The sequence below is a fragment of the Paenibacillus algorifonticola genome, from assembly GCF_000971975.1.
Lineage (GTDB): Bacteria > Bacillota > Bacilli > Paenibacillales > Paenibacillaceae > Pristimantibacillus > Pristimantibacillus algorifonticola.
Genome location: NZ_LAQO01000026.1, coordinates 106898 through 121557, shown reverse-complemented (window position 1 = coordinate 121557; position 14660 = coordinate 106898). Strand labels below are relative to the sequence as shown.

The following is a 14660-nucleotide window of genomic DNA, read 5'->3' as shown; positions in this document are numbered from 1 at the left end:
TACTTTCATTTAATGAGATTAATAGAAAATATAATCAGAGAGGCTTCTACTCCCCAAACCTCGCAACCTCAAACTCAACTACCGTCCCCTCACCTACCTTGCTTTCAATCTTCAGCCCTCTCCCATAAAGCCGGGTCAATCGACTATGCGTATTCAACAGCCCAATCCCACGATTTTCTCTTCCCGCTGGTTTCAACAGCCTACGAATCTGCTCCTCATCCATACCAATCCCCGTATCACTTACATAAAATTCCACTGTATCAGCTTGCTGCACGATCCGAATGCCTAGCGTTCCGCCCTTGCGCTGGCTCAACAGCCCATGCCTGACCGCATTTTCCACTAATGGCTGAATGGTAAGCGGAGGAATCGGCATGTCCTTATCAACATCCGCCTGTACTTCCCACTCCACCTTTAGCCGCTCTCCAAAACGCTGCTGCTCAATATATAAATAATTCTCTACCAGCTCAAGCTCCCGAGATAGTGGTACAAGCTTGCCTGCGGTGAGAAAGTCAAAACTAATACGCAGGTAAGCTGTAAACGCTTCTGCTAGATTTCTCATCTTGTCCGCATCAATTTCGCTTAGCGCCAAAATCGAATTCAAAGCATTAAACAGAAAATGCGGCTGAATCTGCGCCTGCAAATAAGCGGCTTCCATGCTCAAACGTTCATTAACCGCCTGCTTGAGCGATGAAAGCGACCCCGCCCGATACCTTAGCTCCAGTGCATCTACGGGCTTAGTAACATAATCGTTCGCTCCTGCCACGAAACCGGCATAAATATCTTCTGGCTCGCTGCGCGCGGTCAGCAAAATAATCGGCAGCTCATACAGCGTAAAACGCTCGCGAATTAACCGCGTCAATTCATACCCTGACATGCCGGGCATCATAACGTCTGCAATAACAAGGTCCCACTGCTCACGATGGAGCTTGTCCAATGCTTCCCGCGCGGAAAACGCCATTTCAATATGGTACATATCCGCTGACAAAATATGAACCAGCACCTTCAAATTGACGGGATCATCATCAACAGCCAGCACACGAATCCGTTCAGCATCTCCTCCAGACTTTGAAGCAGGCAGATCGACTTCGGTTAAATCATGACGGGCGGCTGCCATCGCGTCCGCTCCTGCTGCAAGCTGTGCGCCGACAGACGCCAGCGATTCCGCTTCCTTTTTCATATGAATCATGGGCTGAGGCAAGGCGTCTTCCACACTCTCATCAAACACGGACAATTTAAAGCTGAATATACTGCCTTTGCCCGGCTGGGATTGAACGAACAGCTCACTGCCATGCAATTCGACCAGGTCCTTGCAAATACTTAGCCCGAGCCCAATGCCACCGCTGCCAGAAGCGACTTGCTCATAACGCTTGAAAGCACGCTTTTGCATCGCCTCATCCATACCCACTCCGGTATCCGTTACACGTATCCATACTTGTCCGTTTACTTGCTCGGCAGCCAGCTCCACGGTTCCCTCTTGGGTGTACTTCAGTGCATTATGCACCAAATTAATGATAATTTGCACCAATCGTTCTTCATCGGCATAAACATGCGGCAAATCTTCCTTTATGTCCATCCGCAGCTTCACCTTCGTGCCCTCGGTCAAAAACCGCAGCATATCCAGCACACCAGCAGCGACAGACTGGACTTTCACCGCGGTCATTCGTACTTGAATCCTTTTATCCTGCAGCCTGACAACGTCAAGCAGATCATTCAGCATAAGCGACATCCGGCGGCTGACCATAATAAGCAGCTCCATGTCGCGCTGGCTTTGCCCATCCAGCACATGTTTTTTTCGCGTCAGCACGCTTTGGGCGATGTTCATAATGCCGTGCAGCGGTGTGCGCAGCTCATGCGACGTATTGGCCAGAAAACGATCCTTCAAGCGATTCGACTCCGCCAATTGGGCGTTGAGGGATACATTTTCATGCCAATTGTGATAATATCTTTTAAACCAATGGGCGGAGAAGCTGGTAATCGCAGCAATTAAATCTACGGGATAAAACATAAATTGCGACGTTCCGGCGTAATACACCGTTCCCCACAAAATATTATTAATGACACAGACGACGGAAAATAAGAGAAACAACGCGCCTTCTGCCTGATTCAACACCATTTTCATAAAATAATAGGTCGTCCAGAACAAGGGGAGGTAATACAGCAGCATGTATAGCCCCGATTCGATGGAATAAAGAGCCAGCTCTAGCGAGCCCATTGTAACAAAAATCGTATACGCCGCTAGTAGGCAGACGTAGCTGTAAAACAACAGACCTTTGCGAGTAACCCCAATAAAAGCCCTGCCCATCATGAGGAGAAAAAAAGAGAACCAAATGTACGCAAAAGCTTTCAGCTTCAACGTCCATACAAATTCAGTAGGAATCCACTGGAATAAAAGCCCATGGTGATAGACGGCAACCGTCATGGCTGACGTAATCATCATGAGAAAAAACATAATAAATTCTGTTTTTCGAACATTAATCAAATAAATGATCAGCGCGTATAACGCATGAAGCAGAAAAATGACAATAACGATTAGCTGAAAAGCACTGGAATAGGAATAGATTTGGTCAATCCCTTCTTCCATGCCAAACTGTACAGAGCGAATAATGCCACCGTTCAGCGGCGCTTCATAATTGGATGCTCGAACGAACAAATCCAGCTCCACTTGATTTTCCCCGTCATAGCTCACCTTGAATGATTTATTTTCGGAAACATGTCCTTCCTGACCCTCGGCAAGCTTACCGAACTTGGCAAGCAGCTCCCCGTTAATCTCCACCTCCGAAGCGGTATAAATCGATTGAAACCACACGCTAAACGGTTCCACTAAAGGCCGATCAAGCAAAATACGCACATAATACGTTCCATATCCGTACGCCTCTTGATCAGCATGATCAAATGCTGTGTTCCATTTTCCCGGCACCTGCAGCAGTTGACTCTGTATAGCGCTTCCTACACTAGATGCACCAACCCACTGCCCCGCATAAAATAACCACTCTCCGTCCAGCGGAAACGGCTTGGATTCATCCAGATCTATACCGCGCAAATCCAGTACGCCTTGCTTTACCGTTGGCGGATTGTCCAAGGTGAACTGACTATGCCAACTCCAGCGCACAATAATCAGAAGCAAAACAAAAAATACCAAGTAAATCACATGGCTTAACTTAATCTGTTTTCTCAAAATGATTATAAACCCCTCATTTACCGTTACATTCTAATTCTCTCAAATATAGCGCATGCTGTTAAAAATGAAAATAGCGCGAATCATCGTGCTGCTGGAAGCCCTGCCCATAACCTTGATTCAGCAATCTCAACGAACGAAAAAAGGGAAGCCCGGTTCCTTCCGGCTTCCCTTTCTTTTACGCTGCATCCATCGCTACTGTCTTACATTCGCTTCCTGACCGGTATCCATATCTCGCTTTTAAACGTCGCGGACGTGATGTCCTTATGCTCATTCCATAAAATCTCCGGTCCCTCTACTTGCTCATAGCTGGAAGACGGGAACCACTCCGAATAAATGCGGCCCCAAATTTCTTGGAGGGTACCCGGGAATGGCCCGACTGCTTCAAATACTGCCCAGGATGATGCGGCAACCTCCAATTGTGAAAATGGCTCCGGACACGCGAACGTTGTGGCCACGCCAATATAATGGTCCAGCTCGCCCTTCTCGTCCATCCGGCCTTCCGAGAAATTCGCCGAGCCGCTGATCATGCCATAAGGCTCGGTATTGGAGAGCTGCTTGAGCGCCGTTATCTTTTGCTCATCCAAGCTTTGCCACATCGCCGCGATTTCCGGATTCACCCCGTTAAACTGGATGGGCACCCGCTTGTGAATGCCGACGATGCGAAAGCCCGCTTTTTCCTCGATGCGATAATTCATTTCGACTCCTCCTTTAACGATTAACTGGAAGGTCATGCGAGGGCAAACCTTTAACGATGGTCCGCTGCTTCTTGCTTCGGATGGCGTAACCCCATGATAAAGCTGAAACGCCTTCGTAAATGCGTCCGGTGATTGATAGCCATATTTCATCGCAACATCGATGACTCTAACCTGGCTTTGTTGCAGCTCAAATGCAGCCAGCGTTAGACGCCTGCGGCGAATGTACTCTGACATCGTAAGCCCGGCAAGGAATGAGAACATTCGCTTAAAATGATATTCCGAGCATAACGCCCGCCTTGCTGCCTCTTTAAAATCAATTTCCTCCGTCAAATGCTCTTCAATATAGGCCAATGCCCGGTTCATGTGCTCAAGCATCTTTAGTTGCCCTCCCTTCCACACTTGTAGAGTATCAAATTCGCCCCGAAGGAGTCCGACAGTTCATGCACCAAATTGACGGGTTCGTTTAAGGCTTTAACTGTCAAACGTAATTATAAGCCGCATATTTGATGGATTTTCCCTAGCAACCAAACGTTTGACGACATCCAAAAAAGCACGGCTACATTCCATATAATTTACGGTATCAATAAAAACTTTTCCGTCCATCGTTTCGTCTTCGAACTCAAACACTTGATCCCAATTGTATTCTAATAGTTCTTTGGCGGTAAACCAAGTAGTGCTATGATAATCACCATATTTCATTTGAAGCCGGATTTCTGGACTAACATCGTCAGGCAACCCGCGTGGCTCACTGATAAAAGGCATTTGGTCAGAATTCCGAATATTGGCCAGAATGGCGAAGAGATTATAATTCCTATCTTTGAAAATCATGTCCTCTCTCTCGACTACCCAAGGCGCCTCTTCGTTACGTTCTGAATAAAGAATGGCCCAACTGCTTTTAGTCCATTTATCAATTGAAATCCATATTCCTGTATCATCTAAGCCCGCATACCGATACATTTTTTGCTCTACGAAACAATGAATATCCGTCCCCATTTATTCCCTCCATATCTAAGGCTTTAACTGTAACGAAAGATAATAATGCGCATAAGCCTTCTCGGACAGCTTGTCCTCATCCTCCCAAAACTGCTCATCCTGATCTTCGAGCGTATCGCTCTCCTCCTCCGTCAGCACCTTCGGGATGTCCCAAAGGGCTTCTAATCGAGGATCATCCTTATAGGCATCGATCACCTCATAGCAGTCTGTGAGAATAGCCAGCGCTTTTGGCGCCGTAATTGTGTTTAAGGCACGAACAGCATGCAAATACGCTTCATATCCCCAGTTGCAAAAAAACTGCAAAAACCCGCCGTTATACATATCGCCTTCCAGCAGCCATAATGCCGCAACTTCCTGCTCAGCCTCCGTTAAAGAGCCCCAATCTCCGCCAGCAAGATTTTTCTTGTCCACGAATTGCATGGCAAAATCAAACCATAAATCCGAAACATTTTTCTCCACTGGACTTCCTCCTCTCTTGTCCGTCATCCCTCACCACTCCAAAAAACAATCCTCAATCAGCGCCTCAAATGAGTCTGCCAATTGCTTCATTTCCCCGTTATCGTGATAACAGATGAGAACCTGCCCATCCGGATTAATGATAATAGGATCGCCGGAACCATCCATCGATATCACATAGCTGCTCTCCAAAAGCTCGGCAAATGGACTGCCTTCAAATTGCTCCCGAAACTCCAGCGTCAATTCGACAACCGTTTCTTTTCCAATGCTGGAGCCATTCGAGAACGCATGTACAGCCAGACCTGCATATGCACCGCCAAACGTCTGAATAAAATGAACATAATCCGCATGAAAGCTTACATTCAGCCGCTCCTGCGCACTTGCTATTTCCTCTTGGCTGGCAGCAATGCCGACTAAAGAAAGATTATCCTCCCGATAAAGGAACGCCTTTAGTCGTTCCACAAGCTCCTTTTTCATATCATCCATGTCCTCCTTGCCGAAAATAACTAGCTTCTGTGCCATTTTAGCTTCTTCCATTCTTGCTCCTACTTACCCTGCTCTTGCTTCCTATTGTACCATCCTATTAGCGTATTCTACCAATTTCCCCTCCCCGATTTGCATTGGCCATGTGTTGCTATTAAGCTTAGGTTTGAAGGGCATTCTTCTTTATTTCTAATAGACAAGGAGTTTACATAATGGATAAAAAACTGTTGAAAGCGCTCAAAAAGCTGTATAAGTATGCCAATGCCCACTACGATCCAGATCGCAGCATTAGTCTATATAACACGGATATTTTGGAGCCAGTCGAGCGTGAACTGCTTGAGCATTATCATTGGGAAGCTAATAAAATCGAGCTGCTTACCCATGACGAGCTGAACCGCAAGCTCATTGCGCTTCAATCCATCGAATCATTTTCGTGGGTCAGCATTGCTGGCGTGTTCATTGCTGGCGTCGGCGGCAGCTTTCCAGCGGGCATATCTTCTTTAATTAACTATAAACAAATGATTCATATGCAGGAGCATCCGTATGAGCAGGCGGAGCGTTTCGTATGCTGCAAATATTGCGGATTCAGCAAAGACCAGTACGAGCATCTAACGTATATTCGGTACGCCATTCATTTGGGAAATGCCTATGATTCGACAGTTGGCGCTTACGCCCATTTGACCGAACTAGCTGAGTTGACTGAGCATGGACCAATTGTTCCAACGGCTGACGATATCCAAAAATTCACCCAGCTTCTGCACTTCATTGATGAAGCGGAAGACGATGAAACGCCCGGCCAATTGGAGAAGCGCCTCAGCGCAGCGAAGCTTCTAAAGGGAACGCCCGGCATGCGCCGCAGCATTCTGAAATCTCTAGCATCGGTAGGAGTATTACCAAATACGGTCCTCCCCCTCACTTATGACTCTTGGACGAATATTGAGGACGTTTTGAACGGAGAGCTCCAGCTGAATAATACCAAAGGACGCTCCGATATGGAGATGCCATGGGCCGGCTGGAAGGGCGAGCTAGGCGTAGACTGGGATAAAGCGCGGCAGCTGTTCGGTGAATATATTTCAGGCCAATAGGGCCACTATCATAACGGGCCGTTTAAGCCATTTAAGCCGTATGAGCGTATGAGCCGTTTAGTGAAACTTAACATTTGGCTTCAGGAGGATTCGTTAATGAAATGGACGTTTCGTTTTGAAAATAGCTATCAGAAAGCAGACGCTTTGTCTGAGGATGATTTGCAGCATTTTCTGAACAACTGGAATGCAGCCCTTACCGAAGAAGAAAAGCAGGAAATTGCTGATAGGCAGCATAATCCTTTTCCAGTGACGGACCCGCTGCATCTGCACTATGTCCCGCTAAATCCTGCCACATGGACCTTTCCGCAGAAAAATTTGCCGGGTAGCTATCTCGCGTTCCTACGCTATTCCAATGGCGGTGAATTCGGCAGTGGCGACCGCCATTTTCAATTTTTCAGCGCAGCGAATTTGAGGGAAATGAACCTCGCATATGACTTTCCAGCTTATATGCCCGGAGCTGTTTCCTTCGGTATGGACGGCAGCGGCAATCATTATATTTGGGATATGCGGCACAATAGCGCGGACGGAGAATATCCGATCATCGTTGCCCACTCTGGCAACCTGGACTATGAGGATTGCCGAAAAATCGCAGATACTTTTCTGGAGTTGTGCAGCGGAAAAACAGCAGCGGATGATGAGCTGCATAGTTAGAACAGGTTAATATGCAAAAATATCCGGTATAGACCAAAATATGCCGAGAAAGTAGAGTGTAGATATGCAGGTACAACTAGTTGAAAAAATGATTGCGGAATGGGCGTCGGTAAACGCTGATGCCATTGGTTTAGACCCTAATAATATCAGGGCGTCATATATCTATAACCCTGGAGGCTTCGGCAACTTGTCTGTCCGTCTGACGGACGGCCGCACTCAGCTTCACGTCAAGCTGGCCCCACCTAGCAAAGCCGCGCGTCTTCAGCAGTGGGCGGGCGTTAGTGATTATCTTGCCGAGAACTACACCGCGCCCAGACTGGTCCATGCGATTGAGTGCGAAATCGTGCCGGGATATCCCTACGGACTAGTTTTCGAATTTATCGAGGATGCAATCCCGCTTAAGGAAACGCGGAACCCTGAGGTTGCGCTAACGGGGGCCATGGCGACAGTCGCTAAGCTCCATCGTGACGAACGTCTTCGCGGAATGCTGCCCAAAGCTGAGACCCGCACTTATGCAGAGGCGTTCGAGGACGAGTATATTACCCGGTTTACGGAGGATCTCGACGAAATCCGAAGTTCGCGCGATCTGCTCAGGGATTTCGTGTCGGACGAGACGATTTTGTGGTTCGAGGAAGAGGTTGGGAGGCTGAGGGACACCGTTCGGCTGACCCCTGCGTTTCTACTCCCTGCGAGTGATGTTGTTCATAACGACCTGAACAGCAACAACGTACTGACATGCGACAGGCACGGCTTCCGGATAATCGACTGGGACGACTTATCTGGCCAGGGCGATGCGGCGATGGACTACTCGGTACTGCTTTGGCCACTAACGCATGGTCCGTCCTGGCCGATATGGAGAGAAAAGGTGCAAGCAGAAGCAGGGACTGCGGCCCTCGAACGGTTGGAGCTGTATTTTCGGGCGAAGCTTCTAGATGACGTCATCGACGTGCTGGCTGATTATGTCGAGGCTGAGCAGGTGCCGGAGCATCGGGAGGAAGCTCAGCGCAAGGCCAGAGCCGTTCATCTTCATTCGTATCCGCAGTATCTCGCCAAATATGGCATTGGTTAAAGCAACTGCAACCATTTTGATATTTAACCGAATACAAATGTTTATATTTTGTCATCGCGGAGGGCTTATGAAGCAGCTGTTCGAACCTGTTCTTTTTCACAATCAGCAGTCGCTCGTGTGGAATTATAATCTGTACACGGACGACCACTACAAAGGTTATTACCACTGGCATCAATGCTGTGAAATTATGTACATCCATCGCGGCCAGGGGCATATTGTCGTCAATCAGCAAATGTACGATATTCGCCAGGGCATGCTGTTTTTCTTCCAGCCCTATCAGCTGCATCGCATTTATTCGGACGTTTCGCCGGAAAGCCCGTTTCAGCGCTCGATTTTTTACATCGACCCTCATGTCGCAGAGAAGCTGCTGCTCGGTTTTCCGAATCGCAAAACGATATTTTCGGCGTTATGGCAAGGTACGAATGATCGATGCGGCTTTGATCTCAGCGAGCGTGCCGAGGTTATGGAATGGATGCTTCAGGCCTACGACTACGATCAACAGTCAAACGGCTCCATTCATGGTGAAAATGTTGAAAATATTACGATGCTGCTGCTTCAGCTCGTAAGCTGTCTGGAAAGTGGCAGCAGTACCCTGCTGCCTGCCGAACAGCGTCGTTCGCTGCGTTATTCCGAGCGAATCATGAGCTGGATCGAGGAGCATTACCATGAAGAAATTCATTTGGAGCAGCTCGCGGCACAAATGAATTTGTCCAAATCCTATATTTCCAGAGTGTTTCACCAGGAAACGGGCAGCCGGCTTGTCGATTATTTAACCGCCCGGCGCATTAAGCAAGCTTGCCGTCTGCTGCGCACAACAGATTTGTCTGTGGAGCAGATCGGCATTGCCATCGGTTTCCCGAATGCCTCCTATTTTAACCAACTATTCCGCAAGGTACTCGGAACCACACCGCTCAAATACCGCAAAAATCAGTAATAACCAGTACCAAAGTAATAATAAGCTGTCTCACTGGCGATGAGGATGCTTTGCGCCGAGGAATCGAAGCGGCGAACTTCCTCGCTGCCCGCTATAATCCGGTTGGAAAATTCATTCGCGCCTGGAATGAGGACAAATATGGCTGGGTCATAATCGACTGCATGCTGAACATTTCCCTCTTGTTCTGGGCGAGCAAAGTAACCGGAGATCCGCGTTACAAGCATATTGCAATTAGCCACGCCGAGACGACGATGCAGCACGGCATTCGTCCAGATGGCTCGACTAAGCATATTATTTCCTTTGATGCTGAAAATGGCGCTTACCTCGAAAACTTCGGCGGCCAAGGCTATTCGCCGGAATCGTCATGGAGCCGCGGTACGGCATGGGGACTTTACGGTTTTACGAATACGTATCGCCATACTGGAGATGAGCGGTTCCTGGATACGGCGAAGCGCATCGCCCATTATTTTATCGCTGGCCTGCCGGATGATCAGGTGCCGTATTGGGATTTCCGTCTCGGAGACGATGAGCGCCTGTTTCGGGACAGCTCGGCGGCAAGCATCTCCGCATCTGGCCTGCTGGAGCTGACGGAGCTTGTAGCACCGGGCGAGAAAAGCTTGTATGCGAATGCCGCGGAGCGGATTTTGCGTTCGCTAACGGAAAATTATGCGACATGGGAGCAGCCGGAGCATGAGGCGATTTTGCTGCATGGAACGGGCAGCGGCAACAGCTTTATCGATGTATCGCTCATCTATTGCGATTATTATTATGTCGAAGCGATTGCCAAGCTGAACGGCTGGAAGCACCGCATTTTTTAACGGCTGGCAGCGCTATAAAAAATGAATTGCTCGGATTGTTAAAAGAAAAGAAACGATTAGACTGAAAATTAATGCATAAGAATGGCCCAACAATAAAAACAGCGGTAAGCCTTGGACGAGAAAATAAAGTATTAGACTGCCGCTGTTTTATTGAGCTAACGTTTCGTTAGCTTAATCATCTACACATTAAACAATTGTTGCACAGTATCTTGTTTCTTTTCCTTTTCCAACTGCCTTTATATAGTCATCAAAGTAATATGGTATATCTGTATTTGTATCGTAGGAGCACAATGTCCCCGTACCAAGAATTATACCGCAGAAATATTGAGGGCGGCCTCTATTTGATATTTGGCATTTTATCGAAAAATATTGTATTTTCCCCTCTATGCGATCTGCATAATAACAAGGTGTGCGGAATCTGGCCTTGTTCCTCCAGCTAATGGAGTGATCGTGAGTGCCGTGGAATTGCCAGCAGGATTTCGAACTGTGAGTACTGAATTAATGAGCGTCGTTTGCACAAGTGCCATTCCTACTATTTGAGAAGTTCCTGTTGCACGCCCGACCACCGTATAGGCCAGATCAGCGCCATTTAGTGTTAAAATCAGTTGACCCGCTTCGTTTACATTTACCTGAAACAAAACCTGATATGTGCCAATTGCAGACAAGTTAAATGAGCTCGCATTTATACGGGTAATTGCAGTCCCACTAATTGGACCATCTTGCGGAAAACTTACGTCCGTGTTGGTAGCAACAGTTGCTGCATTATTAGGAGGCATCAAGGCAAAAAAATCTGCAAAGCCTAATACTCCACCTACCGGCCCTGCAGGTCCCGCTGGACCCACTGCTCCTGCTGGTCCCGCTGGACCCGCTGCTCCTGCTGGTCCTGCCAGTCCAGCTGCGCCAATTGCTCCTGCAAGTCCTGCTAGTCCTTGGGGTCCAAGTGCTCCTGCAATTCCTTCAGGTCCAAGTGCACCAATCGCTCCTACAAGTCCTGCTAGTCCTTGGGGTCCAAGTGCTCCTGCAATTCCTTGGGCTCCAAGTGCGCCAATCGCTCCTACAATTCCTGCTGCTCCTTGGGGTCCAAGTGCTCCTGCAATTCCTTCGGGTCCAAGTGCGCCAATTGCTCCCACAAGCCCTGCTAATCCTTGGGGTCCGAGTGCTCCTGCAAGTCCTTGAGGTCCAGCTTCTGCAATCGCACCCGCAAGTCCTTCAAGTAATTGCCGTCCTTCAAGCGGGGGACACTTTTCACAAACTATCTTTTTACTTACTCGAAGACGACGTTTCTTTTTTTTTTCTTTTGGATGGCACACCATCATGGTTTTCTTTTTACACCGTTTTTTTATATCGGGACAACTCAATAACGACACCTCCCTATAAAGATGGTTCAGTGTACGTGAGTCGGTTTTTTTAGGTATGGACTAATAGCCTGTATTGGCTAGACTAAAAACTATTTTTAGAAAATTGGGTTTATGCTAGGGTAGTGTTATACCACAAAATCCAACACTCTTTCAGTTATGATTACATCATTTAATATTAAGACAACTCATCCTTCAATTCGTCAACCCAAATCACATTTGGGTCTTTTTTTGCACCTTCAGTACCCAGCCTCAGGGAAGTACTGAAGACAAGCAAAACAGAGCTTCTTCAAGCGATTAAGGATCTTCCCCCTCGTGCACGCTTTGAACGCTGGGCTGAAGAATGAACGGAGAGCCTGATCGCAGCGGCCGAACGTAATCCGTCTAAGGAAGCAACGAGATGACCAGCCACTTTGTCAATTGGAGGTCCTTGTCCAGTCGTTCTTTCGATACCAGGAGCACCTTAATGATTAAACTATGCTGCCCTTTAGTTTAATGCCGTTCCCGCTCTAATACTATATTTTCTTTCCACACAGCTCAAAAATGATGCCCTCTGGACATTCATCGCCAGGCCCACAAGGGCTTTGCAATGAGCTTCCAGAGGGCATTTCACTTACAGAAACGACACTGAGAACAGGAGCTTTTGCTTTTGCGTTAGCTGTTAAATAGTGTGGTCATTTCCGCTGCGCTAAGCGCTCGATTGTAAATTCGGAAATCGTCGAGTCCACCGTTTAAGTATGGGTCTCCTGAATATTGCGAACGGCCCAAATAGTTAAGCGTCGTATTGCCTAGACTCGATGGCTTAAGCGTCATATTCGTATTGGTGCCTACAAGCACGCCATCTACATACAGACTTGCCGTATTCCCCGACAGCGTTACTCCGACATGCTTCCATACCCCTGTCGGGAACGCCGTCGTTGATGATATCCGCTGCTCCCCTCCGCTGCCGCTATTCGTAATGGAAAATCTTAGCCCAGCACCGCCTGGACTTGGCGTTAAGAACATGTTGGTCGTTGTACCCGTGCCAAAATCAAAAATTCGCGTCCAATCCGATACCGAGTTCAACTTGACCCAAGTAGCAATAGTGAAATCATTCAAGCTGCTTACAATGCCAGATGGCAAGCTGCCATATTCCGTGGAACCGTTAAAATTGACCGCGTTGGACGCATGCCCTGCGACCCAAGTAATGCCGCCGCTCAGCGTAGCAGTCTTTCCATTGCCTGATGCATCCGCTGCCGAAGTTCCGTTTGTTTCATCAAATAAATATTGGGCAACGACACTGCTGACTGGGCCGCCTCCACCTAAATTAATCGTAAACGATTTGGTGACAGGCGTGCTTTGCGTGTCGTAATCCCTTAGCTGAACGGTGAACGTATAGCTGCTTTGAGGCGCACTATTGTCAATCGTTCCTGTAAGGGTTCCTTTAAAGCGATCTAACGTCAGCCCTGGTGGAAGCGAGCCGCTCGTTACATTCCAATCGTAGAAAGGCACACCGCCCTTGGCTGTGAGCTGCTGCGAATAAGCTGCGCCCTTCGTTCCGTTCGGCAACGAGGTTGTTACGATGGACGGCGCTACGAATGGAGACAGATTTTTATTGATCTTCCAGCCTGCATTTTCGGCGATCAATAAACTCAGCTTCGTCATCATCCAGCGCTGGGAAGGAAACTTGTGATTTCTGCCTCCACTTTGGCCGCTGATTCGGTCCCAATACAAGGGATTGGCATCCGAAATATGATAGCTGGTATCGAGCGGAACCGCGTTCCCTTGATAAGCGATTACTTCCGCATCATTGCTGCCACCGGCGCTATGGTAGTTTACCATGCCGCTCCAGCTGCTGTGGAAGGCAACAGCGTGGCCAAATTCATGAGCGATCAAGCCTAACACATCTGTTTGGCAGTTTGAGGTGCAAGAAGCTCCGGGCATTTGAGCTAAATAATACTCTTCATCATTCAAAGAGGAGAACGGTGTAAACCCTGAATAAAAGTCCAAAATCAGTCCATAAGAGCGGTGAATCGGCCCCTGAACCCCAGCCCGTTTATGGTATTTGCCGTTATCTGCCGGATAACCCGTTGAGTAAGGATCATTTAAGCCGCGCAGAAAAACCCATACGCCGTTATAGGCGGCATTATTGGTTGCCGAAATGGGATTAAGCCAGTTATCGCCTGGAATTGAAATGTTTTCAGTGCCTGAAGCTACTGTGTCATATGGCGTCTCATCAAAGAAATAAAACCAGTCCTTGACGCCCTGCTCCGTAGCCGCCTTCACTCCCGCATCTGCAAAGATGCCCGTGATCGTATCGAAACGGTAATCAAAGTTAATAGGCAGCGACGGTTCTGCATTATCATCCTGATCCAGCACCCGAATCGGAATCGTTTGTGTGCTCTGTGTATTATTGCTTTGAACGACTTGCAAGCTCAGCGTGTAATTTTCGATTTCGTTAGGTCCGCCAATACGGTCTGGGTGAATCGCTAATTCAAAGTCCAGCTGCTGGGATGCATTAGTAAAAGTTAGCGTTTTCGCCGAGCCTGTTGCCGATAACGTACTAGGCTTATTCATCATCAGCCTGGTCGTTCCCTGTGTACGCAGGTTAATCGTAACGGGGAAAACAGCGCTCGATGGCGGTTTAACCGTAAGCTTAACGGAAGGATTCGCAAGGTAGCCCTGCCAATCGACCAAGTCAATGCCGTTGTCATTAACGGTCCGCCCAAATATATCTACTACTTCTGCAAAATTGGCAGCTGCATAAATCGGTTTTTGTGGAATCGTGCCTATTACACCTAAAAGCAAGGCCAAACAAACAACTGCTGACATTATTTTTTTAACGGATTTGCGTTTCGTATCCATTTTCAACATCGCCAAGCCTCCCTTTTATTTTTGGATTGCCTGCCTTCTGTCCTCTGTCTTCTGTTTTCTGCCAGTTGCTCTTATGTCTGTCTAATAGGG

General features: G+C 47.9%; 12 protein-coding genes. 5 read left to right on the top strand and 7 right to left on the bottom strand.

Translation table 11 applies throughout. The features are described from left to right. Positions 1 to 46: 46 nt before the first annotated feature. From WH37_RS25685 to WH37_RS25665, 5 genes are all read right to left on the bottom strand, one after another. Complete coding sequence (locus WH37_RS25685) at positions 47 to 3175, bottom strand: ATP-binding protein (RefSeq protein ID WP_231594366.1); 3129 nt, start codon at positions 3173 to 3175, stop codon at positions 47 to 49. A gap of 203 nt (positions 3176 to 3378) precedes the next feature. Next, positions 3379 to 4248, bottom strand: a complete 870-nt coding sequence (locus WH37_RS25680) for an AraC family transcriptional regulator (protein ID WP_046233492.1) — start codon at positions 4246 to 4248, stop codon at positions 3379 to 3381. A 96-nt stretch (positions 4249 to 4344) separates the two neighbouring features. Continuing rightward, entirely contained in the window at positions 4345 to 4866 is a 522-nt protein-coding gene (locus tag WH37_RS25675; protein ID WP_046233491.1) for a hypothetical protein, read from the bottom strand. Between the two features lie 15 nt (positions 4867 to 4881). Next, positions 4882 to 5325: a DMP19 family protein gene (locus WH37_RS25670; protein WP_231594365.1), complete on the bottom strand. Its 444-nt coding sequence runs from the start codon at positions 5323 to 5325 to the stop codon at positions 4882 to 4884. Positions 5326 to 5355: 30 nt separating this feature from the next. Continuing rightward, positions 5356 to 5859 (bottom strand): SMI1/KNR4 family protein, encoded by a 504-nt coding sequence (locus tag WH37_RS25665; protein ID WP_414812342.1) that lies wholly within the window; start codon positions 5857 to 5859, stop codon positions 5356 to 5358. 158 nt (positions 5860 to 6017) lie between these two features. Here WH37_RS25665 and WH37_RS25660 point away from each other — a divergent pair, with 158 nt between their 5' ends. The 5 genes from WH37_RS25660 (at position 6018) to WH37_RS25640 (ending at position 10362) form a co-directional block, all read left to right on the top strand. Continuing rightward, the gene (locus WH37_RS25660) at positions 6018 to 6890 is read left to right on the top strand and encodes a hypothetical protein (RefSeq protein WP_046233489.1); all 873 of its coding nucleotides are present in this window, start codon (positions 6018 to 6020) and stop codon (positions 6888 to 6890) included. 96 nt (positions 6891 to 6986) lie between these two features. Then, positions 6987 to 7541: an SMI1/KNR4 family protein gene (locus tag WH37_RS25655; RefSeq protein ID WP_046233488.1), complete on the top strand. Its 555-nt coding sequence runs from the start codon at positions 6987 to 6989 to the stop codon at positions 7539 to 7541. Between the two features lie 64 nt (positions 7542 to 7605). Further along, positions 7606 to 8610: an aminoglycoside phosphotransferase family protein gene (locus WH37_RS25650; RefSeq protein ID WP_046233487.1), complete on the top strand. Its 1005-nt coding sequence runs from the start codon at positions 7606 to 7608 to the stop codon at positions 8608 to 8610. Between the two features lie 67 nt (positions 8611 to 8677). Next, positions 8678 to 9544, top strand: coding sequence for an AraC family transcriptional regulator (locus WH37_RS25645; protein WP_046233486.1), 867 nt, complete (start codon positions 8678 to 8680; stop codon positions 9542 to 9544). After that, on the top strand, positions 9493 to 10362 hold the full coding sequence (locus WH37_RS25640; RefSeq protein WP_082111002.1) for a glycoside hydrolase family 88 protein: 870 nt from the start codon (positions 9493 to 9495) through the stop codon (positions 10360 to 10362). Before WH37_RS25645 ends, WH37_RS25640 begins: the two co-directional genes overlap by 52 nt. Before the next feature lie 383 nt (positions 10363 to 10745). Here WH37_RS25640 and WH37_RS25635 read toward each other — a convergent pair whose 3' ends face one another. After that, positions 10746 to 11492, bottom strand: coding sequence for a collagen-like protein (locus WH37_RS25635; RefSeq protein ID WP_231594364.1), 747 nt, complete (start codon positions 11490 to 11492; stop codon positions 10746 to 10748). 879 nt (positions 11493 to 12371) lie between these two features. Beyond that, positions 12372 to 14570, bottom strand: coding sequence for a LamG-like jellyroll fold domain-containing protein (locus WH37_RS25630; RefSeq protein ID WP_063838043.1), 2199 nt, complete (start codon positions 14568 to 14570; stop codon positions 12372 to 12374). Between the last annotated feature and the right edge of the window lie 90 nt (positions 14571 to 14660).

What these genes read in the sequence shown, in the direction of transcription:
- WH37_RS25650 (WP_046233487.1), top strand. Translation starts at nt 7,606, where the DNA reads ATGCAGGTACAACTAGTTGAAAAAATGATTGCGGAATGGGCGTCGGTA.
- WH37_RS25665 (WP_414812342.1), bottom strand. Translation starts at nt 5,859, where the DNA reads ATGGAAGAAGCTAAAATGGCACAGAAGCTAGTTATTTTCGGCAAGGAG.
- WH37_RS25680 (WP_046233492.1), bottom strand. Translation starts at nt 4,248, where the DNA reads ATGCTTGAGCACATGAACCGGGCATTGGCCTATATTGAAGAGCATTTG.
- WH37_RS25675 (WP_046233491.1), bottom strand. Translation starts at nt 4,866, where the DNA reads ATGGGGACGGATATTCATTGTTTCGTAGAGCAAAAAATGTATCGGTAT.
- WH37_RS25655 (WP_046233488.1), top strand. Translation starts at nt 6,987, where the DNA reads ATGAAATGGACGTTTCGTTTTGAAAATAGCTATCAGAAAGCAGACGCT.
- WH37_RS25645 (WP_046233486.1), top strand. Translation starts at nt 8,678, where the DNA reads ATGAAGCAGCTGTTCGAACCTGTTCTTTTTCACAATCAGCAGTCGCTC.
- WH37_RS25660 (WP_046233489.1), top strand. Translation starts at nt 6,018, where the DNA reads ATGGATAAAAAACTGTTGAAAGCGCTCAAAAAGCTGTATAAGTATGCC.
- WH37_RS25630 (WP_063838043.1), bottom strand. Translation starts at nt 14,570, where the DNA reads ATGTTGAAAATGGATACGAAACGCAAATCCGTTAAAAAAATAATGTCA.